23 protein-coding genes are annotated in these 25,135 nt (G+C 64.8%); 18 read left to right on the forward strand and 5 right to left on the reverse strand.

Annotation, left to right across the window (positions count from 1 at the left end):
• Positions 1-37: 37 nt before the first annotated feature.
• Together P3T17_RS05690 and P3T17_RS05695 are read right to left on the reverse strand one after the other, a co-directional pair.
• Positions 38-1,192 (reverse strand): hydantoinase/oxoprolinase family protein, encoded by a 1,155-nt coding sequence (locus P3T17_RS05690; protein WP_429405219.1) that lies wholly within the window; start codon positions 1,190-1,192, stop codon positions 38-40.
• The gene (locus P3T17_RS05695; RefSeq protein ID WP_429405221.1) at positions 1,189-2,253 is read right to left on the reverse strand and encodes an ATP-grasp domain-containing protein; all 1,065 of its coding nucleotides are present in this window, start codon (positions 2,251-2,253) and stop codon (positions 1,189-1,191) included. Before P3T17_RS05695 ends, P3T17_RS05690 begins: the two co-directional genes overlap by 4 nt.
• A gap of 14 nt (positions 2,254-2,267) precedes the next feature.
• Here P3T17_RS05695 and P3T17_RS05700 point away from each other — a divergent pair, with 14 nt between their 5' ends.
• From P3T17_RS05700 to P3T17_RS05750, 11 genes are all read left to right on the forward strand, one after another.
• A complete protein-coding gene (locus P3T17_RS05700) occupies positions 2,268-3,041 on the forward strand; it encodes a HisA/HisF-related TIM barrel protein (RefSeq protein WP_429405223.1) in 774 nt (257 codons plus the stop codon).
• Between the two features lie 263 nt (positions 3,042-3,304).
• Positions 3,305-4,705, forward strand: coding sequence for a formylmethanofuran dehydrogenase (locus P3T17_RS05705; RefSeq protein WP_429405225.1), 1,401 nt, complete (start codon positions 3,305-3,307; stop codon positions 4,703-4,705).
• Positions 4,702-6,402 (forward strand): formylmethanofuran dehydrogenase subunit A, encoded by a 1,701-nt coding sequence (locus P3T17_RS05710; RefSeq protein ID WP_074264709.1) that lies wholly within the window; start codon positions 4,702-4,704, stop codon positions 6,400-6,402. Before P3T17_RS05705 ends, P3T17_RS05710 begins: the two co-directional genes overlap by 4 nt.
• Before the next feature lie 18 nt (positions 6,403-6,420).
• Entirely contained in the window at positions 6,421-7,392 is a 972-nt protein-coding gene (gene fhcD, locus P3T17_RS05715) for a formylmethanofuran--tetrahydromethanopterin N-formyltransferase (protein ID WP_429405228.1), read from the forward strand.
• Complete coding sequence (locus tag P3T17_RS05720; protein ID WP_429405230.1) at positions 7,389-8,234, forward strand: formylmethanofuran dehydrogenase subunit C; 846 nt, start codon at positions 7,389-7,391, stop codon at positions 8,232-8,234. Before fhcD ends, P3T17_RS05720 begins: the two co-directional genes overlap by 4 nt.
• 76 nt (positions 8,235-8,310) lie before the next feature.
• A complete protein-coding gene (locus P3T17_RS05725; protein ID WP_429288417.1) occupies positions 8,311-8,877 on the forward strand; it encodes a cytochrome b in 567 nt (188 codons plus the stop codon).
• 13 nt (positions 8,878-8,890) lie between these two features.
• Positions 8,891-9,820 carry a pyrroloquinoline quinone biosynthesis protein PqqB gene (gene pqqB / locus P3T17_RS05730; RefSeq protein ID WP_429405231.1) on the forward strand — a complete coding sequence of 310 codons (930 nt, stop codon included), beginning with the start codon at positions 8,891-8,893 and terminating at the stop codon, positions 9,818-9,820.
• A gap of 63 nt (positions 9,821-9,883) precedes the next feature.
• A complete protein-coding gene (gene pqqC / locus P3T17_RS05735) occupies positions 9,884-10,636 on the forward strand; it encodes a pyrroloquinoline-quinone synthase PqqC (protein WP_429405232.1) in 753 nt (250 codons plus the stop codon).
• On the forward strand, positions 10,633-10,923 hold the full coding sequence (pqqD, locus tag P3T17_RS05740; RefSeq protein ID WP_429405233.1) for a pyrroloquinoline quinone biosynthesis peptide chaperone PqqD: 291 nt from the start codon (positions 10,633-10,635) through the stop codon (positions 10,921-10,923). Before pqqC ends, pqqD begins: the two co-directional genes overlap by 4 nt.
• Before the next feature lie 4 nt (positions 10,924-10,927).
• Positions 10,928-12,157 carry a pyrroloquinoline quinone biosynthesis protein PqqE gene (gene pqqE / locus P3T17_RS05745; RefSeq protein ID WP_429405234.1) on the forward strand — a complete coding sequence of 410 codons (1,230 nt, stop codon included), beginning with the start codon at positions 10,928-10,930 and terminating at the stop codon, positions 12,155-12,157.
• 2 nt (positions 12,158-12,159) lie between these two features.
• A complete protein-coding gene (locus P3T17_RS05750; protein WP_074264716.1) occupies positions 12,160-12,822 on the forward strand; it encodes a response regulator in 663 nt (220 codons plus the stop codon).
• On the opposite strand, the gene P3T17_RS05755 is transcribed toward P3T17_RS05750, so the two are convergent.
• Positions 12,792-13,811, reverse strand: a complete 1,020-nt coding sequence (locus P3T17_RS05755; RefSeq protein ID WP_429405236.1) for a histidine kinase — start codon at positions 13,809-13,811, stop codon at positions 12,792-12,794. The two genes, P3T17_RS05750 and P3T17_RS05755, sit on opposite strands and share 31 nt — an antisense overlap.
• Before the next feature lie 217 nt (positions 13,812-14,028).
• Between P3T17_RS05755 and P3T17_RS05760 the strand changes: the two genes are divergently transcribed.
• Positions 14,029-16,389 (forward strand): TonB-dependent receptor, encoded by a 2,361-nt coding sequence (locus P3T17_RS05760; RefSeq protein WP_429405237.1) that lies wholly within the window; start codon positions 14,029-14,031, stop codon positions 16,387-16,389.
• On the opposite strand, the gene P3T17_RS05765 is transcribed toward P3T17_RS05760, so the two are convergent.
• On the reverse strand, positions 16,386-17,531 hold the full coding sequence (locus P3T17_RS05765; RefSeq protein ID WP_429405239.1) for a beta-propeller fold lactonase family protein: 1,146 nt from the start codon (positions 17,529-17,531) through the stop codon (positions 16,386-16,388). The two genes, P3T17_RS05760 and P3T17_RS05765, sit on opposite strands and share 4 nt — an antisense overlap.
• A gap of 237 nt (positions 17,532-17,768) precedes the next feature.
• Between P3T17_RS05765 and P3T17_RS05770 the strand changes: the two genes are divergently transcribed.
• Together P3T17_RS05770 and gph are read left to right on the forward strand one after the other, a co-directional pair.
• Positions 17,769-18,533 carry an HAD family hydrolase gene (locus P3T17_RS05770; protein ID WP_429405241.1) on the forward strand — a complete coding sequence of 255 codons (765 nt, stop codon included), beginning with the start codon at positions 17,769-17,771 and terminating at the stop codon, positions 18,531-18,533.
• Entirely contained in the window at positions 18,530-19,252 is a 723-nt protein-coding gene (gene gph, locus P3T17_RS05775; protein ID WP_429405243.1) for a phosphoglycolate phosphatase, read from the forward strand. The genes P3T17_RS05770 and gph overlap by 4 nt, the downstream gene beginning before the upstream one ends.
• Before the next feature lie 42 nt (positions 19,253-19,294).
• Here the strand turns inward: gph and P3T17_RS05780 are convergent, their stop codons facing one another.
• A complete protein-coding gene (locus P3T17_RS05780) occupies positions 19,295-20,023 on the reverse strand; it encodes a FadR/GntR family transcriptional regulator (RefSeq protein ID WP_429405244.1) in 729 nt (242 codons plus the stop codon).
• Between the two features lie 405 nt (positions 20,024-20,428).
• Between P3T17_RS05780 and P3T17_RS05785 the strand changes: the two genes are divergently transcribed.
• From P3T17_RS05785 to P3T17_RS05800, 4 genes are read left to right on the forward strand one after another with little or no spacing between them, the layout of a single operon-like run.
• Complete coding sequence (locus P3T17_RS05785) at positions 20,429-21,556, forward strand: sugar ABC transporter substrate-binding protein (protein WP_429288427.1); 1,128 nt, start codon at positions 20,429-20,431, stop codon at positions 21,554-21,556.
• 56 nt (positions 21,557-21,612) lie between these two features.
• A complete protein-coding gene (locus tag P3T17_RS05790; protein WP_429405245.1) occupies positions 21,613-23,175 on the forward strand; it encodes a sugar ABC transporter ATP-binding protein in 1,563 nt (520 codons plus the stop codon).
• A complete protein-coding gene (locus tag P3T17_RS05795; protein ID WP_429405247.1) occupies positions 23,172-24,152 on the forward strand; it encodes an ABC transporter permease in 981 nt (326 codons plus the stop codon). Before P3T17_RS05790 ends, P3T17_RS05795 begins: the two co-directional genes overlap by 4 nt.
• Positions 24,149-25,135: an ABC transporter permease gene (locus P3T17_RS05800; RefSeq protein WP_429405249.1), complete on the forward strand. Its 987-nt coding sequence runs from the start codon at positions 24,149-24,151 to the stop codon at positions 25,133-25,135. Before P3T17_RS05795 ends, P3T17_RS05800 begins: the two co-directional genes overlap by 4 nt.

Here is a 25,135-nt window from a genome sequence, read left to right on the forward strand (position 1 = left end):
TCGTTGTCCTCTTCCGCGCGTTTCCGCTCGTTTCCCTTCAACCGCTCAAGGCCGCCCGCGCTGCTCCGCCGCGGCTGGCATCACCGGCTTCCCAGTGGCGAGTCGCCGCAAGCAGCGCTACCGCCACACTCGGCGCGCACGTTGCGGCCCAGTCCGACCGGTTCGCCGGCACACCCGCCAGCGTGCCGAAATCGATGTAGGCGCGTGGCGCTTCACCGGCTTCCATACTGGCCAGCGCCGCCGCGAGAAAGCGTCCACACCCAGCGCCGACCAGCGGTGCGGCGGCGAGCTCAGGGTGAGCCGCCGTCACGCGCGCCAGATTGGCGCCGATCTCGCGCAACTGCAGTTCGCGCCAGCGCAGCGCGAACCCGCGCCATTCGTCGGAACCCGCTTCGTGGGCGTCCCGGCCAATCATCCGCGCGAGCCGCGTGCGGCTGGCTGCTTCCGTCTTCGGTCCCTGGTCGGCGCTCGGATACAGGTCGTAGTGCGGCGCCAGTTCGCCAGTGAGGCGGTAGACGTCCGCCGTGGTCGCAAACCATTCGTTCATCACGTTGACGGTCTCCCCAGCGAACTCGATGCGCTGGGCGATGCCGCACAAAGGCGTGCGCACCACGCCCTGGTACACGAGCTCGCCGGTGGCGAGCCGCCCGGCATCCGTCGCAGCACGCGCGACGACGCCACCGCCGGCGATCGGAATGATGTCGGTGGTGGTACTGCCAATGTCGATCAGCAGCGCATCGGGTACGCGCGACGCGATCCAGCGCGCGGTGGCCAGCCAGTTCGCCGAGGCGACACTGCGCCAACCGTCCGCGCAGGACTGCGGCGTGAGCCAGCCGGCGTCGCCCGCGTAGAAACGCAAGCGCGGCCCGAGCCGCTGCGCGAGCGCAGCAGCGATGGCCTGCACGCCATGCGCACGATCCTCGAAGAGGTCGACCATCTCCCCGGTCATCGTCACCGCGTGCAGCGCGGCGTCAGGCCGGGCGTCCGGCCAGCGCTCGAAGACAAGGTCGATGGTTCGCTCGAGATGGTCGAGGCCCTGCCATAGCGGACAAGCCCACTGCGCGACATCGAGCACCGCGCCCGCGGCATCGGCCATCGACACCTTCACGTGCGCGCCGCCAACATCCCAGCCGAATACCGCCGCGCCATCCGCCGTAGCGACGCTTGCATCGGCGCCGAACCCGGCGCTCATCGCTGCGCTCCACAGGCGGGCGGTGCGCCACAGTTGCGCGCCGCCGGACCGGACCCCACGATACGCACGCCGTGGGCAGCAAGCAGGGCGTGCGCGAGGTTGCCGCCGAGCGCCTCGGACAGCCCGGCATACGCCACCGTCAGACGCGGGTTGACCTCGATCACAATCGGGCCGCGCGACGCATGCCACACCACGTCGATGCCGACGAAGCCGCGCAGCCCCGGCAGCGCCTGAACCACGCGCTGCGCGAGCGCGCCGAGCATGCGGCCCTGGTCGCCGGCCAGGTCGATCTGGTTGACCATCACGCCATCGAATTCCACGATGTGCGGTTGCTGCTGCGCCGCATCGCCTTCGCTCAGGCTGATTTGCTGCCGGTTGATGCTGACGAGTTCAACGCAGTCGCCGTGGCAGATCAGCGAGAGGCTGAGCGGCTCGCCGTCGACCCATGCCTGCAGCACCGGATTGCGCGCGGCGGCGGCACGTGCGTCGTATTCGGCGCAGGCGTCGGAAAAATTGTCGAATACGAAGGTATCGAGACCGCCCGCGCCGTCGTCCGGTTTCACGACCCAACGGCTGCCCGGTTGTCCGGCGGCCTGTCCGGCGAGCTGTCCAGGTTCGACGGCCGGTGTCGTGGCGACGCCGTGCGCCGTCAGGCACGCCGCAGTCGCGCTCTTGCTCGACGCCACGCGGATCGATTCTTTCGAACAGCCAAGCCAGCGCGCGGCGCCCACCGCGTCGTACAGATGCAGCAGCAAACCGTCGCACTCCGGCGCGATGATCCACGCGTAGTCGTGCTCGCGAGCTACCCGCGCGACAAAAGCGGTCATCGACTCGCCTTGTGCGGCCCTACAATGAACGCGCGACGACGCGACGGTTTCAAAACGGGAACTCGCGAAGCTCACGTCCACTCCGTCGAGTTCCCGCAGGTCGCTCACCAGTGCGTCACGCATCACCCGGCCTTCGACGATCAGCGCGCTCAGGTCGGCCAGACTTCCCGCGCCGGCATGTGCCGGATCGATGCCGCCACCGGTGAGATACTCGAAGACAAAGATCTTGGTCAAAGGAGCGCGCCCCCATGCAGGTGATACCGGTTCTCGATCTGCTCGACGGCCACGTGGTACGTGCGGTGCGCGGCGAACGGACAGCCTATCAGCCGATCCACTCGCCACTTGCCGCTACCAGCGAGCCGCTTCACATCGCCCGCGCCCTGCTTGCTGCAAGCGGCGCACGGACGCTCTATATCGCCGACCTCGGCGCGATCCTTCAGCAAGGCGCTCACGTCGAGACGCTCGCTGCACTACGTGCCGCCCTGCCCGGCACTGACATCTGGCTCGACGCGGGCTATGCCGACTATGCGTCGATGCATGCGCTGTTCGCGCGTATCGAAGAAACGATCCGGCGCAACAGCCTCGACGGCACTCGCCAGTCTGCTCCGCACGGTCTCGCGACGCTCGTGCCGGTGTTCGGCAGCGAGTCGTTGCACGACATCGACGCACTACGCGCCGCCGAAGCCGCCGGGCTTTCTCCAATCCTTTCGCTCGACCACCGCGCCGGTCAACTGATCACGGCTACGTCATCGCTCACCCCAGCCGGGCACACCTCGGCATGGTGGCCTCGCAGGGTGATCGCGATGACGCTCGATCAGGTAGGCAGCTACGACGGTCCCGACCTCGCCACGTTCGAACGTATCCGTGCCCATGCTCCCACGCATACCGCCGTGATCGGCGCGGGCGGCATTCGCCATCGCGAGGACATGGCAGCGGCGGCCCGCACCGGCGCTTCGGCATGGCTTGTGGCGTCTGCGCTGCACGATCGCCGTATAGGCCTGCCATTCGTCGAATCAACATAGGCGTGCTATACAACTTTCATGCCAATCGCCGGAGAAGCCGTGGCTGTAAACAAACGGCAAGCTAAAGGTGCCGTTTGTGACACTCTGCTCCAGATTGACACACAACCTGTGCGGAGCAATGCGGCGCGCCCGTTGCACAGCCGACACATTGCGTGCAGGGCAGCGCGCATATCGCGACGGTATCGATCCTTTTAAGCGCAAGGCCACATAAGCGGCGCACGATGCGTCGCGCACCTCCCTATGGCATCTGGACTCAAATCGGCATGGAGCTTGCTAAAAGTGCGGCCATGCACCTCTCGTCCATCGATCCATCGTCCACGACCCCATCGGCCACGGCCCACGTTCCTGCCTCGTCGCTAACGCGCGACTGGACTTGCCCGTTCTGCCCGCTGCTGTGCGACGACCTCGTAGTCGAGTCGCGTGACGACGCCACGCTCACCGTGCCGGATACCGAATGCCGGCGCCTCACCCAGGCGCTCGCCTGCTACAGCAGCGCGGATGCACAGTGCCGCAGCAGCGTCGACGGACACGATACGGATCTCGATACCGCGCTGGCTGGCGCGGCGCGCATCCTGTCGTCGGCACGCCGCCCTTTATTCGGCTCGCTGACCACCGATGTAGCCGGGACCCGCGCGCTGTACACGCTGGCCGCGGGCTGCGGCGCCATCCTCGATCATTGGCACGGCGATGCGATGAGCGCGGCCACGCTTGCGTTGCAGGATCGCGGATCGTTCTTCACCACGCTGTCCGAGGTGCGCTCGCGTGCAGACCTGCTGGTGTTCTTCAATTGCCAGCCCTCGCAGCGCTATCCGCGCTTCTTCACACGCGCGCTGGCAGGCACAGAACAGACACGCGAGCTGGTGTTCGTCGGCTGCCCTCCCGATCCCGCCGCGACCGGCCTGGCGAATACGCGAGTCGAAGCGATTCTTCCGGACAACGATCCTTTTGACACGCTCGCGCTCTGGTCCGCACTCTGCGAAGGACGCGGGGCTCGTGCACTGCACGATAGCGCCGCAGACACGGCAGCGGAACTCGCCCGCCTGCAAGCACGCATCGCCGCCGCGCACTACACCGTGCTGGTCTACGAGCCTGCCGCACTGCCTGGTCCGCACGCGGCCCTGCTCATCGAGGCCTTGAACCGGATCGTCAAGGCAGCCAACCGCACCGTGCGCGCGGGCTGTCTCGCGCTCGGCGGCGATGACGGCGCCTTGACGGTCAACCAGACCGTGGCGTGGCTCTCGGGTCTGCCGTTGCGGACGCGGGTCTCGACGCCCTCGCGGACCGCCGGCACGGCGCCGCTCGACTACGATCCGTACCGGTATCGCACCGGGCGGCTGCTCGCCAACGGCGAGATCGACGCGCTGCTGTGGGTCGCCAGCTTCGCGCCGCCGGTCTGGCCGCAAGCGCTCGATCAAACGGTGCCTGTGATCGTGCTTGGCCATCCTGCTCTGGCCGAAGCCGCGAAAGCGCGCGGCGCCGCTACCGTCTTCATTCCGGTCGCCACGCCTGGGATCGATAGCGCCGGTCATCTGTTTCGCGTCGACGGCCCGGTCGTGATGCCGCTTGCCTGCGCACGCAGCGCTGGACTGCCCTCGGTGGCAACGATCGCGGAGCGCCTGGCGGCGCAGCTCGATGCCCGGCCCGCCCCGCAGGTGCAGCCATGAGTCTCATCCGGCTCAAGGGCGGCAGGATCTTCGACCCGGCCAACGGCGTCGACGGCGAGCGCCGCGATCTGGCGATCCGCGACGGCCGCATCGTCGACGTGCCCGCCACGATGCCGGCCGATCGCGAATATGACGCCACCGGCATGATCGTGATGGCAGGCGGCATCGACATGCACTCGCATATCGGCGGCGGCAAGACCAATCTCGCGCGCCTGCTGCTCCCCGAGGATCATCGTAACGATCCTGTGCGCGAACCCGCGTACGACGCGGTGCAGGACGCAAACGGCCGCTACCTGAGGCTGCCGTCATGTGGAGTCTGCACGCCCGGCACGCTCGCGACCGGCTACCGCTACGCCGAGATGGGCTATACGGCCGCCTTCGAGCCGGCCATGATGCCCTCCAACGCGCGTCATACGCACCTTGAGATGGGCGACACCCCGATCATCGATCACGGCGCGTACGTCATGCTCGGCAACGACGAGCTGTTCCTGCAGATGCTCGCCGCCCGCGACGATTTCGAGCGTCTGCGCGACTATATCGGCTGGACGATCCATGCGAGCAAGGCGCTCGGCGTGAAGGTCGTCAACCCTGGCGGCATCTCCGCGTTCAAGTTCAACCAGCGCTCGCTGAACGTCGACGAGCCGCATGTGCATTACGGCATCACGCCTCGCGATGTCCTGCACACACTGTCGCGCGCGTTGACCGAGCTGCGCGTACCGCACCCGCTGCACGTACACGCCAGCAATCTGGGCGTGCCCGGCAACATCGATTCGACCATCGCCACCATGGATGCCGCCGACGGTCTGCCGATCCATCTCACGCATATCCAGTTTCATAGCTATGGCACTGAGGGTCCGCAAAAATTCTCGTCGGGCGCCAGGCAGATCGCAGAGGCGGTGAACGCACGGCCGAACGTGTCGATCGACGTCGGCCAGATCATCTTCGGACAGACCGTTACGGCCTCGGGTGACACGATGATGCAGTTCCGCAACACACCGCTTGGGCGGCCGCACAAGTGGGTGGTCGGCGACATCGAATGCGACGCGGGCTGCGGCGTGGTGCCGTTCCGCTATCGTGAGCAGAGCTATGTGAATGCATTGCAGTGGATTATCGGCCTCGAGATCTTCCTGCTGGTCGACGACCCGTGGCGCGTCGCGATGACGACGGATCATCCGAACGGCGGTCCGTTTACGAGCTATCCGCACCTGATCCGTCTCCTGATGGATAAGTCGTTTCGCGATGAGCAGCTCGCAAAGCTTAATGCCGACGCCCAGGTGGCAAGTGCGTTGGCGCAACTGACGCGCGAGTTCTCGCTGTACGAAATTGCCATCATCACGCGAGCAGGACCGGCGCGCCTGCTCGGCCTGCGCGACCGCGGCCATCTCGCCGCAGGCGCCGCGGCGGACATCGCCGTCTATCGCGACGACCCGGATCGCGAGCGCATGTTCACATCGCCGGCCTATGTATTCAAGGACGGCGAACTCGTCGCTTGCGACGGCACGCTGGTCGCCACGCCGACGGGCGGCATCCATTTCGTCTCGCCTGACTTCGACCGCGGCATCGAGAAGACACTGCGCGCCTATAGCGGCGCCAACCTCGCGAGCAACTTCGCGCACGCCGCGATCAGCGACGACGAGGTTTGCAACTGCTGCCGCGGCGGCAGGCTGCTGCCCGTCGAATGTCTCGCCAACGGCTGACCCAATGGCCCACATACCATGAGCGCCCCGGCGACCCTGCAGATCAACGGCACCACGATCGACGCCACTTTCGCGGAAGCGTTTCCGATGAAGGCGACCCGGCTCGTCATCACCGCCCACACGCCGGCGTGGGCGATGAACGCCGCCATCTCGCTGACAGGGTTCGCGACCTCGGTGATCGGCTGCGGCTGCGAGGCCGGCGTCGAACGAACGCTGACCACCGGAGAAACGCCGGATGGCCGCCCTGGCGTGACGGTGTTGCTGTTCGCGGTGTCGTCGAAGGAATTGGCCAAACAGATCGAACGGCGCGTCGGACAATGCGTGCTCACGTGTCCGACCACCGCCGTGTATGGCGGCATCGATCCCGAGACGAGCCGCGCACCGCTTTCCGATCGGGCGTCGCTCGGCAGCGGGCTGCGTTTTTTCGGCGACGGCTGGCAGATCTCGAAGATGCTCGGCGACACGCGTTACTGGCGTGTGCCGGTGATGGACGGCGAGTTCGTCTGCGAGGAGACGGCGCTTACCGTCAAGGCCGTGGGCGGCGGCAACCTGATCCTGCTGGCGCGCGATATCGACGCCGCACTCGCCGCCGCCGAAGCCGCGGTCGCGGCGATGCGCAGGCTGCCGAACGTGGTCATGCCGTTCCCCGGCGGCGTGGTCCGGTCGGGATCAAAGGTCGGCTCGAAATACCAGGGCGCGAGCGCGTCCACCAACGACGCGTTCTGTCCAACCCTCACAGGTCTCTCCGCGCGCAGCGAACTGGGCGCGGAAGTCGGGTGCGTGCTCGAAATCGTGATCGACGGGCTTACCGACGCCGATGTCGGCGCGGCGATGAGCGCGGGTATTGGCGCAGCCGTCAGGCTCGGAAGTGCGGCGGGCCTGCTGCGCATTTCGGCGGGCAACTACGGCGGCAAGCTGGGACCTTACCACTTCCATCTGCACAACCTCGCGGCGAGCGCCGCAGCGGACTTCGACGGGAGCCGCGCATGAGTCTTCGCATCACCCTGCGCGTGACAACGCCACCCGGCTTCCGCGTCGACGCGTCTGCCTTGCTGCCGGCGACGCTGGCGGCGATGAGCACGGCGGAAATCGAGCGCATTGTCCTGCCCGCGGGCAATGACAGGTGTAACGTGGGCGATGTGTTCGACGTGTCGCGCAGTGAAGCCGCCGCTGAATCTGCTGCGCCGCACAGCGGCGCTACCCTGGTGATCGAAAACGCAGCGCCATGGCTCGACCGCGTCGGCGCGCGCATGGCGGACGGCCACCTCGTCGTGCGCGGCTCGACCGGGGATTACAGCGGTTTCCAGATGGCGGGCGGCGTATTGCACATCGAGGGCGACGCGGGTCACTTTACCGGCTGCGAAATGCGCGGCGGCCGTCTGACGGTGACCGGGCATAGCGGCGACTTCGCCGCCGGCGCCCTCGCTGGCGACATGGAAGGCATGACGGGCGGCACGCTGACGATTCACGGCAACGTGGGCGCGCGGCTCGCCGATCGCATGCGCCGCGGACTCGTGCTGGTTGGCGGCAACGCGGGAGATTTTGCCGCATCGCGGCTTGTGGCAGGCACTATTGGGATTGCCGGTCAAGCGGGCGCGCATTATGCATACGGTATGAGGCGCGGCACCCTCCTGCTCACCCAGCGGCCCATGCACTTGCCGCCGACGTTTGCCGAGGGCGGTCGCGGTTTCGATGTGTTCTGGGCACTCCTCGTACGCAGTCTCGCCGATGAGATCGCACCCTTTTCGCAGTGGCGCACAGCGAGTTTGCCGACGCGCTATACGGGCGATCTCGCGGTCGACGGACGAGGCGAAATCCTGGTCGTGAGCTAGCCGCCGCAAGCACACCCCGCATGACACGCAGTCAGACAGTGTTCGACAGAAACACCCGATAACGAAGGAGACAGGCATGACGATGGCGCATTCTCCCCCCGCACAGCCGGGCGCCGACGCATCCGCGCCGCGCTATGCCGGCTCGATGATCGCACTGCATTGGCTGATTGCACTTGGCATCATCGGCCTGCTCGCGCTTGGACTCTATATGGTCGGACTGCCAAAGGGTTGGCCTCTCAAAGCGACGCTCCTCAACCTTCACAAGTCGGTCGGACTGACGGTTTTCCTGCTGGTGCTTCTTCGCATCATGGCGCGTGTGGCCCTCCACCGGCCGCCCTTGCCGCCGATGCGACCGTGGCAACGCGCCGCCGCGCGCACTACGCAGGGCCTTTTATACGTCGCAATGGTCGCGATGCCGCTGTGCGGGTATCTCGGTTCGTCGTTCAACCGCTTCGGGACGCGCTTCTGGGGCCTCGCGCTGCCGCAGTGGGGCTGGGACGATGCGGGCTTGCGCGAACTGTTCTTCGGTCTTCATAAGGCAATCGGCTATGCGCTGATCGTACTGATCGCGCTGCACGTCGCGGGCGCGCTCAAGCATCAATGGATCGATCGCGACAACCTGCTCGCGAGGATGCTGCCATGATGCGGCGCGCACCATGAAGATCAAGGTACTCGGCTCATCGGCGGGCGGCGGTTTCCCGCAATGGAACTGCAATTGCCGCAATTGCGACGGCGTGCGGCGCGGCACGCTGAAGGCGACCCGCCGCACGCAATCGTCGATCGCGGTGAGTGCGAACGGCGAGGACTGGCTGCTGGTCAACGCGTCACCCGATCTGCTCGCGCAGATCGCCGCCAACCCCGAGCTGCAGCCGGCCCGCCGCGCGCGCGATAGCGGGATTGCCGCGGTGCTGGTGATCGACGCGCAGATCGACCACGTCACCGGCTTGCTGATGCTGCGCGAACGCGACACGCCACTGCCGCTCTACGCAACCGATGCGGTATGGAAGGACCTGTGCAGCGGCTTTCCGGTCGCACCGATCCTCTCGCATTATTGCGGCGTCGAGCATCGCCGCATCGCGCTCGACGGCGCGCCGCTACCCGTTGCCGCCCTTGACGGCGTGCAGATCGACGCATTGCCGCTGTCGAGCAAGGCGCCGCCTTACTCGCCGCATCGGCATGCGCCCGAGCGCGGCGACAACATCGGACTGGTCTTCACAAACCGGCAAACCGGTAAGCGCGTGTTCTACGCGCCCGGACTCGGAGCGATCGAAGCGCACGTGCTCGCCGCGATGCGTGAAGCGGATCTGCTGCTCGTCGACGGCACGCTGTGGACCGGCGATGAAATGATCCGCCTCGGTCTCTCGAAGAAAACCGCTGCGGATATGGGTCATCTGGAGCAGTCCGGCCCGGGCGGCATGATCGAAGTACTGGACTCACTCGAGGCACCCGAAGCACGCCACGTCCGCAAGGTGCTGATTCACATCAACAACACCAATCCGATTCTCGTCGAGGACGGCCCCGAGCGCCGCATCCTCACTGAACACGGAATCGAAGTGGCATACGACGGAATGACGTTCGAGATATGACGTGAGGCTGCGAAGCCAGGCTGGAGTCTGAAAACGCAGCGATAAAGTACAAACGGAGAGGGCATGAACGCAAAAGACATCTTGGGTACGGCGCCGCAGCAGGGTGAAGGGACGAGCGCAGATGGCAGCCAGCCCGCCTGGACCCGCGAGGAATTCGAAGCACAGTTGCGCGCGAAAGGCACGGCGTATCACATCCATCATCCATTCAACGTCAAGATGAATAGCGGTGGCTGCTCGCGCGAACAGATTCGCGGCTGGGTCGCCAATCGCTTCTATTACCAGATCAATATTCCGCTAAAGGATGCGGCCGTGCTGTCGAACTGCCCGGATCGCGAAACGCGCCGCCGCTGGGTGCTGCGTATTCTCGATCACGACGGCTATGGCGACGAGGAAGGCGGCATCGAAACATGGGCGCGTCTTGGCGACGCAGTTGGCCTGTCGCGCGACGACCTGTGGTCGTTGAAGCAGGTGACGCCCGGCGTGCGCTTCGCCGTCGACGCCTATGTGAATTTCGCGCGCCGCGCACCGTGGCAGGAATCGGTCTGCTCGTCGCTTACCGAAATGTTCGCACCTCAGGTGCATCGCGACCGGCTCGCCAGCTGGCCGGAACACTATCCATGGATCGAGCCTTCGGGTCTTGCGTATTTCCGCTCGCGCATTTCGCTTGCGCAGCGCGACGTGCAGCACGGGCTCGAAGTCACGCTCGATCATTTCACGCGGCGCGAGCAGCAGGAACGCGCGCTCGACATCCTGCAATTCAAGCTCGACATCCTGTGGACCATGCTCGACTCAATCGAAAAGGCTTTCCCGCAATGAACGACCAGCCACGCGCCGGCGGCGCCACGCCAACCGCCGATTGTCTGACGATCAGCAAGCTCTTTCGCCTGCAATGGGAACCGGCTCAGAACGCTCACGTGCTGCTCTATCCCGAGGGCATGGTGAGGCTCAATCAGAGCGCGGGAGAGATTCTCAAGCGTTGCGACGGCACGCGCGATATGAATGCGCTGATTGCCGACCTGGAGCACGCGTTCAACACGACCGGGCTCGGTCCCGAAGTGCGCGCGTTCGTCGCCGACGCGCAGTCGCGCGGCTGGCTGGAGTAGCGCCATGACGGACCTGTCACAGCCTGCCGCCGCTGCCCAGTCTCAAGCGGTCCCAAACGGGATCCCGCTGCCGCTCTGGCTGCTTGCGGAGTTGACGTATCGCTGCCCGCTGCACTGCGCGTTCTGCTACAACCCGATCGACTACACGGATCACAGCCTCGAACTCAGCACACAACAGTGGCTCGGCGTGTTGCGTGAGGCGCGCGCGCTCGGCGCCGCGCAACTCGGGTTTTCAGGCGGCGAACCGCTCGTGCGCGACGATCTCGAAGTGCTGGTGGGCGAGGCGCGCAAGCTCGGTTTTTATACGAATCTGATCACTTCAGGTGTCGGTCTCACCGATAAGCGTCTCGACGACCTGCAGGCAGCCGGCCTCGACCATATCCAGCTGTCGTTCCAGGATTCGACCCAGCAGCTAAACGACTTCCTCAGCAGCACCCGTACCTTCGAACTGAAACAGCGTGTGGCCGCGTCGATCAAACGGCACGGCTTTCCGATGGTGCTCAATTGCGTGCTGCATCGCTACAACCTGCCGCACGTCGACAAGATCATCGACATGGCGCTGGCGATGGGCGCCGAGTATCTGGAACTCGCCAACACGCAGTACTACGGCTGGGCGCATCAAAACGAAGCGCAGCTGATGCCGACGCGCGAACAGCTCGACGAAGCCGAAGCGGTGGTCGAGCGGTACCGCCGCACGCATGGTGATCGCTGCAAGATCTTTTTTGTCGTGCCGGACTATTTCGAACGGCGCCCGAAGCGCTGCATGAACGGCTGGGGCTCAGTGTTTCTTGGCGTCGCCCCGGACGGCGCGGCGCTGCCCTGTCACGCCGCGCGCAGTCTGCCCGGTCTCGTGCTGCCGAACGTGAAAGACACCCCGCTGCGCGAGATCTGGTACGAGAGCGACGCGTTCAACCGCTTTCGCGGCCTCGCCTGGATGAAGGAGCCCTGCCGCAGTTGCGACGAAAAGGAACACGACCTCGGCGGCTGTCGTTGCCAGGCGTATATGCTGACGGGCGACCCGGCCAATGCCGATCCGGTCTGCGACAAATCGCCATCGCACGACACCGTGGTGAAGGTTGTGAGCATGGCACGGCACGCGGCCGCCGCCCCGCCGCACGAGCAGCCGATCCTGTTTCGCAACGACGCCAATTCGCGGCGGCTCGCGTCTGCTGCGGCGAGCGGCGAAACAGGCGGCAAGATGAGCGGCCGCGACCACGGCCCCACAGGAGGCTGACCATGACAGCGGGAGACATCTCCGTCCTGCTCGTCGACGACCATGCGGTGGTGCGGGAAGGCTACCGGCGCCTGCTCGAACTGAATGCCGACGTGCACGTATGCGGCGAGGCGGCCGATGCTGCGCAGGCCTATCAGCGTTTTTGCACGCTGCGGCCCGACGTGGTGGTGATGGACGTTTCGCTGCCGGGCGCAAGCGGCATCGAGGCGATGCGGCGCATGCTCGCGCGTGAACCCGACGCGCGCGTGCTGATCTTCAGCGTGCATGAGGAGGCGATCTTCGTGCGCCGCGCGCTCGACGCGGGCGCCCTCGGCTACGTCACCAAGGCCAGTGCGCCCGACGTGCTGGTGGAAGCCGTGCGCAACATCGCCCGGCGCGCGAGCTATCTGAGCCCCGATATCTCGCAGGCGCTTGCGCTGCGCAACGCGTTCAGCGATGGGCCGCCCGGACGGCAGTTATCGGCGCGCGAGTTCGAGGTACTGCGTCTGCTGGTGCAGGGCTATACGCTGCCGAGCATCGCCGAGAAACTGGGACTCAGCCAGAAGACGGTCGCCAATCACCAGTCCGTGATCCGGCAGAAATTCGGCGCCGACAACGGCGTACAACTCGCACAGATGGCGAATCGTCTGGGGCTTCAGTTCACGGGTTCGGCAAGCCCTGCATGAGCGGGCACCCGCGCGCAAAACAGGAATCCGCCTTGCGGCTTGCTCGCCACGTGAAATTCGCCACCTAGCGCCTCGACGCGCTCGCGCATGCCGATCAGGCCAAGTCCGCTGCGAGGCTTCTCGAGATCGGTCCCGGGACCGTCGTCGGCCATCGTGACGACGATCTCGTCGATGCGCCCGGCGTCCTGCCGGTCCCGAGGCTCCCGGGCTTCGCGCGGCGCACGCACCATGAACACTTCCACACGTGAGGTGCGGGCAAACTTCGAGACATTGGTCAGCCCTTCCTGAACGAGCCGGTAAAGCGTGATGGTCAGCGCATCGCTCAGGTCCGCGAAATTCCCTTCGATCGTCAGCGAGAACGACGCATCCGGCAGTCGCTCGCGCCAGCCGTCGACGCAATGCTCGAGCGCGCTCGGCAGGCCGAACTCGTCGAGCCCGATGGGCCGCAAACGCCGGATCATGCCGCCGATCTGCCGATAGACGTGGCTCGCACTCTGCATCAGACCGAGCGACACGCGATGCACTTCCGGCTCACGTCCGCTGGACAGATCGCGGATGCGCACGGCGTCGAGCGAGATCGCATTCAGGTACTGGCCCAGTTCATCGTGCAGTTCGCGCGCCAGATGCTGGCGCTCGTGTTCCTGCGCCTGCAAGGCCTGATTGGCGAGACGCCGGTTGTCGGCGAGCAGGCGTTCGGCCTGCTCCTCCAGCGCGCAACGGCGGCTCAGTTCGCGGCGTGTCTCGCGATAGCGGCGCCATGCGAACCAGGCAAGACAGACGGAGAGCACGCACAGCGTGCCCGGCAATTCGTCGAGCTGGAAGCGCTCGAGGCCCCGCGTCCAGCGATAGGCGCGCTCGCTGAAATCGAATGTCACGCTCAATGCGGCGGCGAGCACCGTCAGCGCGAGCACCCACGCAAGGTCGCGCCGCACCGTCGAATGCGGCGAAACGGGTCGCGCTGAAGAAGGGTTCGAGGGGTCGCTTGCCATCACCTTTGCATCCGTCACGTTTGCATTCTACTCAGGCCGCTCGCACACAGCAGCTTGTTGCGGCGCGTTTGGGAACGTTTCCCCCCGAGATCGGGAAAAGCTCCCGTGCTTCGCGCGGCGGCGTATGCGAAGCTTTACACACAGAAAGAAAGCGCTACGCATGCCGCAACGCGGCTGCGTTATCGAAGATAGCGTCAATCCGGCCGGAGACAAAACCATGAACGTGCCATCCCGCACCCGCCGCCCGCCCCGCTTATCGGACTTACCCCGTTTCCGGCGGCGTGCCGGCTTCACCCTCTGCTTCAGCGGCGCCCTGGCGGGCCTTCCCGCCACGGCGTGGGCTCAGGCCGAAACGACGGCGCCGCCAGTGGCGGCATCGTCCCCTGCGGCCACCGGCGCGATTCCGGGCGGCCCCACGGTGCAGCTCGCGCCCATCGTGGTGGTCGGCACCACACCGCTGCTCGGCATCGGCACGCCCTTGTCGCAAGTGCCTGCCAACGTGCAGACGGTGCGTGCGCAGGACATCGAACGCCAGCACCGTAGCACGCTGGTCGATTACTTCGCGAAGAACCTGCCGAGCGTCGATATCTCCGATGCCCAGGGCAATCCCAATCAGATCAACATCAACTATCGCGGTTTCACCGCATCGCCGCTGCTCGGCACGCCGCAGGGGCTCTCGGTGTTCATGGACGGTGTGCGCATCAACGAGCCTTTCGGCGACGTCGTGAACTGGGATCTGTTTCCGCAGCAGGCGGTCAACACGATCCAGCTGATTCCCGGTTCGAATCCGACCTATGGACTCAACACGCTCGGCGGGGCGATTTCGATCACGACGAAAAACGGCAAGACCAGCCCCGGCGGCGATGCCGAGGTGACGGCCGGCTCGTGGGGCCGCAAGACTGCCCAGATCGAACAGGGCGGCACGATTGGGGATAATCTGGATTACTACGTGACGGCCGACGCCCAGAACGACGACGGCTGGGCCGAGCGCAATCCAAGCCGGCTGCGCCAGGCCTTCGGCAAGCTACGCTACACCGACGCCGACACCACGTTGTCGTTCTCGGCAGGCGGCGCGGACAACGACCTGCAGGGCACGCAAACCATTCCGCGCTCGTTCCTTGGCAATCCGAAGCAACCCTACACCTACCCGGATCAGAATGAGAACAGCGTCGGCTATGCCACGCTTTCCGGGGACCACTTCTTCAACGACCATGTCGAACTGAGCGGTAACGTCTATTACCGGCAGTTCCTCAACACCAACATTAGCAGCAACAACAACACGGATTTCGGCTCGTTGAATCCGGATGGAACGGTCGATACGCTCCAGGCCACCAACGCGAAATCGACGGTTTCCACCCAGAGCTACGGCGCAAGCCTGCAACTGACCTTGCTCGGGCAGCTCGGCGGCATGCAAAACCAGTTCGTCGCAGGCGTGGCCGCCGACCTCGCCAATTCCCACTACACGGAATCGGAGCAGGATGCGTTTTTCACGCCTACGCGTGCCACGATCGGCGTGGGCAGCTTCTCCCAGCAGACCGATGCCCGAACCCATGACGGCAACTATGGTGTCTACTTCACCGACACCTTGTCCATCACCAGGCAGTGGTCCTTGACGGTGGCGGGCCGCTACAACTGGGCGGAGGCCAATATCGGCGACGAGAGCGGCCAGCAACCGCAACTCGATGGCCACGATACGTTCTCGCGCTTCAATCCGGCCGTCGGCGTCAACTGGAATCCGACCAGCAACTTCACGGCCTACGCGACATACAACGAAGGGATGCGCACGCCGACCGCCATCGAGTTGACCTGTGCGGATCCGGCCGCCCCCTGCTCTCTGCCGAACGATTTCGTCGCCGACCCCGCGCTGCAGCCTGTGATCTCAAAGACCTTCGAGATCGGCGCACGCGGGCGCATCGGCAGCGCCACAAGCTGGAGCGCCGCGGCGTACAGCACGACGCTCGACAACGATATCGAGTTCATTAGCAGCGCGACGAGCACACAGGGCTTTTTCCAGAACGTCGGGCGGACCCGCCGCCAGGGTGTCGAACTGGCCGGGCGCAGCCAGATGGGGCCGGTCGGCGTAAGCGCCAGTTACAGCTACGTCGATGCCACCTACCGCTCGACCTGGACCGAGAGCAGCCCGAGCAACTCGAGCGCCGACGCCAACGGCAACATCACCGTCAAGCCGGGCGACCATATCCCCGGCATTCCGGCGAACACGGTCAAACTGCGGCTCGACTACACGCCGTTTTCGAAGTGGAACATCGGCACCAACCTGACCTGGCGCGGCGGCATCTACGCGCAGGGCGACGAGAACAATCAGGATGTGAACGGCAAGATTTCCGGCTACTTCCTGATCGATCTGGACAGCTCATACCAGGTGACGAAACAGCTGCAGGTCTTCGCGACCATTTCGAATCTGCTCAACAAGCAGTACGAAAGCTTCGGCGTACTCGGCGAGAACTTCTTCAACGGACCGAATCATACGTTCGACGGCGCGAACCCGATCAACGAACAGTTCGTCGGACCGGGCGCGCCGCGTGGTTTCTACGTCGGCCTGCATTACGCGTGGGACTAGCGCGATTCAATCGATCCGTCGCTGGCAGGATAGGTAACGATGCCCCAGGCCAGCGGCAGTTCGCCGATCTGTTTGATCGGCTGATAGTTCTGCGCATCGAGCACATAGACTGCATCGGAGCGTCCGCACGCCACCAGCAGCTTCGTGCCGTCCGGCGTGAAGCTGAAGTGCCAGCAACGCTGTCCGACCGGGACGTCGGCGATATGCTCGTAGCTGTGTCCGTCGAAAACCTGGACCGTCTTGTCGCGCGCCGCAGCGACGAAGAGGCGCTTGCCATTCGGTCCGAACGCGACCCCGTACGGCCCGAGCTTCGTATCGACGGTCTTGAGGACCTCGAATGTGTGCGCATCGACCGCCACGAACTTGCTGAGCGACTCGAGCGTGACGATATAGACCTTGCCGTCCGACGACAGGCGGATGCCGCGTGGACGGCCGCCCGCCGCGAGCTTCACGGTTCTGACCGGCGCGCCCGTGCGAGCCTGATAGACCGAGATCGTGTCGTCGCCCTCGTTGGTGACGAGCATCCACTTGCCGTCGCGTGAAAATTCGATGCCTTCGGTTTCATGGCCGCTCGTCACCGAACGAATCACGTGCCACGTCTTCATATCGACAATCGCGATTTCCGCAGGCGGCTTGCTGGCATCGTCGTCGGCACCCGGTTTGCCATTGCCCGCATTGGCCCCGCTCGCCGCGGGCGGACCGCCCTCTTCGCCGGGCTCGTAGGTGACATAGGCGTAGCCGTTGTGCACGCGCACGTATTCGGGGTTTTTGCCGATCTTCACACGCTGCACGACCTGGCCCGAAGCCGTGTCGATCACCGCCATGTCGCCGGTATTCTTGTTGGCGACCAGAAGCCGGCTGCCGTCCTTGTTCAGACTCAAGCCGCGCGGGCCGTCTGCGCCGACCGGAAACGTCTTTGTCAGCGACATCTGGTCCAGATCGATCACGCCGACACCGGCCTTCTCGCTCGTCACGTAGGCCGTGGGAGCGGCGGCCCAGGCCGTGCTCGCGGCGAACGCGATCGCAGTGACGGCGGTGGCTAACGTCGTGACTGCGGTGGTAACCGAAGTGGTAACAGCCGGGATGACCGCGAAAGGGAGGAAACGCCTGGGGGTTGTGATACGAAACCGTGTCTCCAGCATTGTTGTACTCCGTAGTAAAAGCGCTGCGCCGCGAAAACTCGCGTCATTCAAGCAAAGTAGTCCATCGGGTGACCGTTTGACAACGGGCATCGGACGGGAGATTTTCCCGAATTGATGCGGTAGGCGCTCGCCGCGGCAAATTAAAGGATGTCTTATCGGAGTCGAAAGAATTTCTGAATTCAAACCGGCACCTGTCTCCGCTATCGTGACTGCGTGAACCAGCGAGAGGACCGGACCATGCACGCCTTGATCTTCGACGTCGACGGCACGCTTGCCGATACCGAGACCGTCCATCTGCAGGCCTTCAATGCCGCATTCGCCGAAGCCGGTCTCGACTGGTTCTGGGACGAGGCGCTCTATACGCGTCTTCTCAAGGTGGCGGGCGGCAAGGAGCGCCTGCTGCGTTACTGGCACGTCGCCGATCCGGAAGAAGCGGACGGCATGCGCGTGAGCGAGGTGATCGACGCCGTGCATGCAATCAAGACCCGTCATTACGCAGCGCGCGTGCGGGATGGCGGGTTGCCCTTGCGGCCTGGCATTGCGCGTCTGATTGGCGAGGCGCAGGCCGCCGCCCTTCCCGTGGCAATCGCAACCACCACTACACCAGCAAACCTCGACGCCCTGCTGCAAGCGCCGTTCGGCCCTGCATGGCGCACCCGCTTTGCCGCCATTTGCGATGCAGGCACGACCCGCACGAAGAAGCCCTCGCCCGACGTCTACTTCGACGTGCTTCGGCAACTCGGGCTGAAAGGCGCGGACTGCGTTGCCTTCGAGGACTCCGCGAATGGGCTGCGCGCGGCACGCGCAGCCGGTGTCCCGACGGTCGTGACGCCGACCGCGTACACGTCGCGGGATGACTTCGACGGCGCGTTGGCCGTGCTGCCTCACCTGGGCGAGCCCCATGCGCCGGTTCCTTCGTCTGTGCCGGATGAACCGGCCGGCTGGGTCGACCTGGCCACCTTGCGTCAGTGGCATCGCCACGCGCTTACCGAGCTGGCATGAGTGCGCAGCGGAAGTCTTTCGTGACCGGCATGCGCCCCAGCGCCGTGCTGGTCGATCTGGACGGCACGATGGTCGACACCGCGCCGGACATCGTCGAGGCGGTCAACCGCATGCTCCACGAATTCGCTACGGCGCCGTTGCCGTTCGCGACGGTCAGCGGCTTTATCGGCAAGGGCGTGCCCAACCTGGTTCGACGCTCGCTGGAAGCGGCTGGGCTGGATCGGCGAGTCGACGCGGACCATGCCCTGAACGTGTTCCATCGCCACTATGTGCGGACCAATGGACGCCTCGGCCATGTTTTTCCCCACGTGGCCGCCGGTCTTGGTGAACTGCAGCGGCTTGGATACCGGCTTGCCTGCGTCACCAACAAGCCGCAGGAACTGGCCGCGCGGCTCCTGCTCACGACCGGGCTCGCCCGCTATCTCGACGTGCTGGTTGCCGGGGACTCAATCGCCAGAATGAAGCCCGATCCCGAACCGTTGTGGCACGCGTGCCGGTTGCTCGACGTGGCGCCTGAAAACAGCGTGTTGGTCGGCGATTCTCCGGTCGACGTAATTGCCGCGCGAGCGGCCGGCCTGCCGGTGTTCATTGTGACCTATGGCTATGCCGGACCGGACGGCCCGGCGGCCCTGGAATGCGATGGTCTGATCGATTCGCTCGCGGCCATGCCCGCGATTCTTGCACTCCGCAAGTGCTCGTCTGACGCTGTGAGGCTGTAACACGAGCCACTCCGCCGCGCCGGCTGGAATGGGAAAATCGGTCTAACGCCAGGCCTTCGTGAATTCTCCGATCACGCGCGCGAGATGCGCCTGCATTGCCGTGCGCGCAGCGGTCGCATCGCGCGCCATGATGGCCGAAAAGATGCGCTGATGGTCTTCCTGTGAAGCTACCCGCAACGCGGGCGTATGGAAGTGCTCCTCGATCTTTTTCCACAGCGGGTCGGCCCGGGAGTTGTCCCACATCGCGGTGACCACGAGGCGGAGCACTTCGTTTCCCGTCGCCCGCGCTATCGAGAGATGGAACTCGCGATCGGCTGCTTCGTTCGCGGCCTTGTCGTCCATGTTTTCGCGCATCGCGCGTAAGGCGGCGAAGATCCGGTCGAGGTCCGAATCCTTGCGTTCGGTCGCGGCGAGCGCCGCGATCTCGCTTTCGATCACCACCCGCGCGCGCAGCGTCTCGATCGGGCCTGGTCCACGCGGTAGTTCGAATGAGACTGAGCGCGCCTCGGGTGCTTCGGCCACATAGATGCCCGAGCCTACACGCACCTCGACCACACCTTGCACTTCCAGCGCGATGATCGCTTCCCTCACCTGCGTGCGGCTCACGCCGAAACGCCCGGCAAGCGTGCGCTCGGAAGGCAGGCGGGCACGCGGCCCGACGTCGCCGCCCTCGATCAGATCGTAGATCTGTTTTGCCAGCCCGACATAGGAACGGTCGGCCGCGTCCGCGTCGGCGGCGCGGCCGGGTGGCGTATGCGAAAGGTCGGCCATCCAGGATTCCCGAAATCGTCGAAGCCGTCTGGTGGCGGCTAAAGTTCGCCAAAATGGTACACCAATTTCATGTCACGCCGTGTCTTCGTGCCGCAGGCTTCGGCCGTCAAGCGCATGACCGGCGCGGGTTTCAGCCCGATCGGGTGGTGCGTCGTGCGCACTGGTAAACCACTATCGCGCGCGGATTGGTATGCCAGTACTGTCGAATAGGGAGCGTAGGCGCATCCTTCGTTTTGCCTGGAGGAGACGTCTTTGAAGAGGTCATTCCGTTGATCGGCGAGTCCGATTCAGTCCCGCTGCAGCACGTCCGCAAGATTCCCTGCGATACGCACACCGTGCCGGTCATTCCCGACAAGCCATGTGCGCTGGCAATCGGTAAGTTCAATCCAACAGACAGGAGACAACATGCTTTCAGGAATCCAGGTGCTTCGAGCGGCGGCGACCGCGACACTGGCGCTATGCGCAAGCACGGCTTTCGCGCAGGCATCGATCGTTCCCGGGCCGCCCAGCGATCCCACATGCATGGTCCCATGGAAGAGCGACACGAAGTTCGTCAAATATCCGAAGAAGAGCGGGCCCTACCGGATCGCGCTGGTGAACGGCTATATCGCGAACACCTGGCGCATCCAGATGATCAAGACAGCCAAGGCCTACACGGCGCAACCAGCCGTCGCCGCCAGGCTCAAGGAATTCAAGGTCGTCTCGACCGGCGAAGATGTGCCGGCGCAGATCTCGGCCGTCAACAACTTCATCGATGCCGGCTATGACGCGATCATCGTCGACGCGCAGAATCCGGCCTCGTTCGGACCCGCGATCCGTCGCGCGAAGAAGGCTGGCGTCGTACTGATCGCGTTCGACAATACGCTCGACAGCGAGGACGCGATCAACGTCGACGTCGACCAGTATGGGCTCGGCGTACTGTGGGCCAACTGGCTGGCCTCCCATGTGTCGAACGGAGGCAAGGTGCTCGAGATTCGCGGGGTGGCGGGCACATCGGTCGATACCGACCGGCACAATGGCTTTCAGAATACGTTGAACGCAACCGGCAAGAAGTGGAACGTTGTCCAGGTCTACGGCAAGTGGGACGATGGCGTCGCACAGAAGGCCGTGGCCGACGCGATTGCCGTGCAGGGCCATTTCGATGGCATCTCCGCGCAAGGCGGCGACACCGGTGTCGTGCGCGCGATGCTCGACGCGAAGCATCCTTTCGTGCCGTTCGGCGGCGAAACGGAGAACGGCTTTCGCAAGCTCTGTGCGCAGTATGGGAGCCAGGGCCTGAAGTGCACGTCGGCGGGTAGCGGTCCCGCGCAGGTGGCCGTGGCGATCAAGACGGCGCTCGCTGCGCTGGACGGCCAGACGATTCCGGTCGCGATCAAGCTGCCGCTCGACGTCACCGACGATTCGAAACTGAAGGCAGGTGTCAACTATTTCCCGGATGAGTCCGATAACTTCTTCGTCGGCAACTCATTTCCGACTTGCGGCATCAATTTCTCGGCGCAGGAAATCATGAAGCAGAGCCAGGGCAACCAGTGATCGGGTTGGTGCTGTGACGTGACGGCAACCATCTTGTATGGGATCGGAGACCAAGCATGCGGCAGGACGAGGAGCAGCCGTTCTTTCAGATGTCCGGCGTGTCGAAAAGCTACGGCGGCGCCGTCGCGCTGGATAGCGCGGATCTCGCGGTGAGGAGCGGCCGCATCCATGCGGTCCTCGGCGAGAACGGCGCGGGCAAGTCCACGCTGCTGAAGGTGATGTCCGGCGTCGTGCAACCTGACGAGGGAACCATGCACCTCGACGGTCGTCAGGTCTCCTTCGCGTCGCCCTCCGAGGCGAACGCAGCCGGCATCGTCTGCGTGTATCAGGAGCTCTCGCTGATCCCTGATCTGAGCGTGGCGGACAATATCTTCGCTTCGAATCCGCCGCGACGCTTCGGCATGATCGACCGCCGGACCCAGCGTCGCCAGGCCGAGGAAGCGCTCGCCCGCGCAGGCGCGGCCGACATCAATCCGCTCGCCAAAGTCCGCGACCTGCCGCTGTCACGCCAGCAGATGGTCGAGCTCGCGAAGGGGCTGGCGCACGAGCCGCGTATCCTGATCCTCGACGAGGCCACGTCGGCCCTGACCGCGGCCGACGTGGCGCGTGTCATTGAAGTGCTCAAACGTCTGCGCGACGAGGGACTCGCGATACTCTTCATCTCGCACCGGATGCACGAGGTGAAGGCCCTCGCGGACGAATGCACGGTGTATCGCAACGGCCGTCATGTGATGAGCTTCGAGGCGGGCACGCGTACCGACAATGACGTTGTCGAAATGATGATTGGCCGGAAATATCAGCACGCCTTCCCGGATAAACCCGCGGACGAGCCCGGGCGGCGCCTCGCCGCCGAACCGGTTCTCGCCTGTAGCGATCTCGCGTGGAACGACACGCTGCAAGGCATCAGCTTTTCGCTGAAGCCCGGTGAAATTCTCGGGCTCGGCGGCCTCGACGGACAAGGTCAGCGCGAACTGCTGCTCGCCCTATTCGGCGTGTTGCGCGGCTGCACGGGCAAGATCGAGATCGACGGCGACGCCGTGTCGATCACGAGCCCCGTGGTCGCGCGCGCCAACCAGATCGGTATGGCGCTGATTCCGGAGGACCGCAAAACCGAAGGGCTAATGCTGCCGATGTCGGTGCGCGAGAACCTGTCGTTTGCCGCGCTCGATCGCATGTCCACCGCAGGCGTGATCGATCGCGATCGCCAGCAGTCGTTCGTCGACCGGATGATGGAGCTCCTCGCAATCAAGTCGTTCAGCGTCGATGCGGCTGTGGGTTCGCTGTCGGGCGGCAATCAGCAGAAGGTAGTCATCGCGAAGTGGCTGATCCGGCAGCCAAGAATCCTGCTGCTCAGCGATCCGACGCGCGGCATCGACGTCGGCACCAAGCAGGAGATCTATCAATTGCTCAGGCGTCTCGCCGACGAAGGCGCCGCGATCGTTTTCTATTCGACCGACTATGACGAGCTGATCGGCTGCTGCGATCGCGTGCTCGTTCTCTACGAAGGCAGGATCAAGAAGGAACTTGTCGGGCCGGAGATCACGGAGCAGAACCTGATTGCAAGTGCACTGGACCTGCCCGTCGGCCAGGTTTCGCCTTCCACGGGAGTCGCGCTATGAGCGGGCTGCGTTACTGGTATGCGGAAAATCGCGGGACGACGTTCGCGTTCGGCCTGTTCGTGCTGATGTTCGCGATCTATCTCTTCAACTATCCATCGACGTTGTCGTCCAATGTCTTTCAGACGGCAGCGAACAAGGCGGTACTGCTGGCGCTGGTGTCGATGGGCCAGGCGCTGGTCGTGCTGACCGCCGGCATCGACCTGTCGATCGGCATGACACTCGTGCTGACGAATTGCGTCGGATCGTGGATCGTCACCGGCGATGCGCTGCACAGCGCGCTCGGCATCGTCGGCGTGCTTGCGGTCGGCGCGCTGTGCGGCGCGCTCAACGGCATCATCATCATTTTCGGCCGTCTGCAGCCGATCGTGACGACGATCGCGACGGGCGCCGTCTATTATGGGCTGGCGCTACTGCTGCGCCCGGTTCCCGGCGGATCGATCAACGAGGACCTCGCCGACGCACTGACCGGCAAGGTCACCGGCGGCGTGCCGGCGAGCCTGCTGATTCTGCTCGCGACTGTGGTGATCGTCTGGATTCCTTTCAAACGCTCGGTAATCGGGCGCGCGGCGTACGCGACCGGCTCGTCCGAGTCCGCGGCTTTTCTGTCCGGCATGCCGATCCAGCGCGCGAAGTTCGCGAGCTATACGCTGGCTGGCCTCCTCGCCGCGATCGGCGGCCTCTTTCTGACGTTCTTCACGGACACGGGAGAAGCGAGCCTCGGCAGTGCCAACTCCTATGCGTTGTTCTCGATCGCCGCCGTGGTCATCGGCGGCGTGTCGCTGCTCGGCGGCAAAGGCAGCGCGATCGGCGCGATCTTCGGCGCATTTGCATTCCGCTCCATCGGCGACCTGCTGTTCGTGTTCAACGTCGATGCGCTCTGGCAGCCGCTCTTTCAGGGTGTGATTCTGCTGCTCGCTGTCGCGATCGGAGCATGCGGGCTATTCAGGGTGCGCAACCGTCTGGAGTGGTTTCAATGAGCGACGTTTCCGCAAGCAGCCGGACCACGTTCCTGTCGAGGCTCACGCGCAAAGTCGATCGTCCGATCGTCATCGCGTTCGCGTGCATCGTCGCGCTGCTGCTTGTCGGCGGGATGTATTCGCGCAGCTTCATGTCGCCGGAATACATTCTGCTGCAGCTGAAGGTGGGCGCGTTCCTCGGCATCATCGCGACCGGCCTGATGATGGTGATACTTCTCGGCCACATCGACCTGTCGCTGCCTTGGACGATCACGGTCGGCGCGATGATGGCGTGCGCCGTCGCGGGACATGGCCAACTCGGGGGCATCCTCGCGATTCCGGTTGGGATCGGTTGCGGCGTGCTGATCGGCATCGTCAACGGCATCCTTGTCGCGCTGCTGCGCATTCCGTCCATGATCGCGACGCTCGCAACCAATGCGGTCGCGCAAGGCATCATGATCGTCTACACGGGGGGATCGTCGCCACAGGATTCCGCGCCGCACGCGATGCGATGGCTCGCGGCGGGCTGGCTTGTGCCCGGCGTGCCGAATGCCGTGGCGCTGTGGGTGCTGATCGGCGCCGCCACGATATTCCTGCTGTCGCGCACCACCTTTGGCCGCACGCTGTACGCGATCGGCAATACGGAACGCGCGGCGTATCTTTCAGGCATCAATACGCGGCTCGTGACAGTGGCCGCTTTCGCCGTGTGCAGCGGATTTGCCGCGTTCGGCGGCGTGCTGCTCGCGGGTTATGCATCGAAAGCGGCGCAGTCGATGGGCGATGCTTACCTGTTGCCGGCGATCGCGGCGGTCGTGCTTGGAGGCACGTCGATTCTGGGCGGCCGCGGTTCGTACCTCGGCACGGTCGCCGGCGCGATCCTCATCACGCTGCTGCAGTCGATCCTCTCGGTCGCGCAGATGCCAGAGGCGGGACGGCAGATTATCTACGGCGTGGTGATCGCAGCAATGCTGCTCCTGTATGGGCGCAGCAAGCGGGAGGCGTAG

The organism is Paraburkholderia sp. GAS82, from assembly GCF_050436285.1.
GTDB classification, from domain to species: Bacteria; Pseudomonadota; Gammaproteobacteria; order Burkholderiales; family Burkholderiaceae; genus Paraburkholderia; species Paraburkholderia phenazinium_B.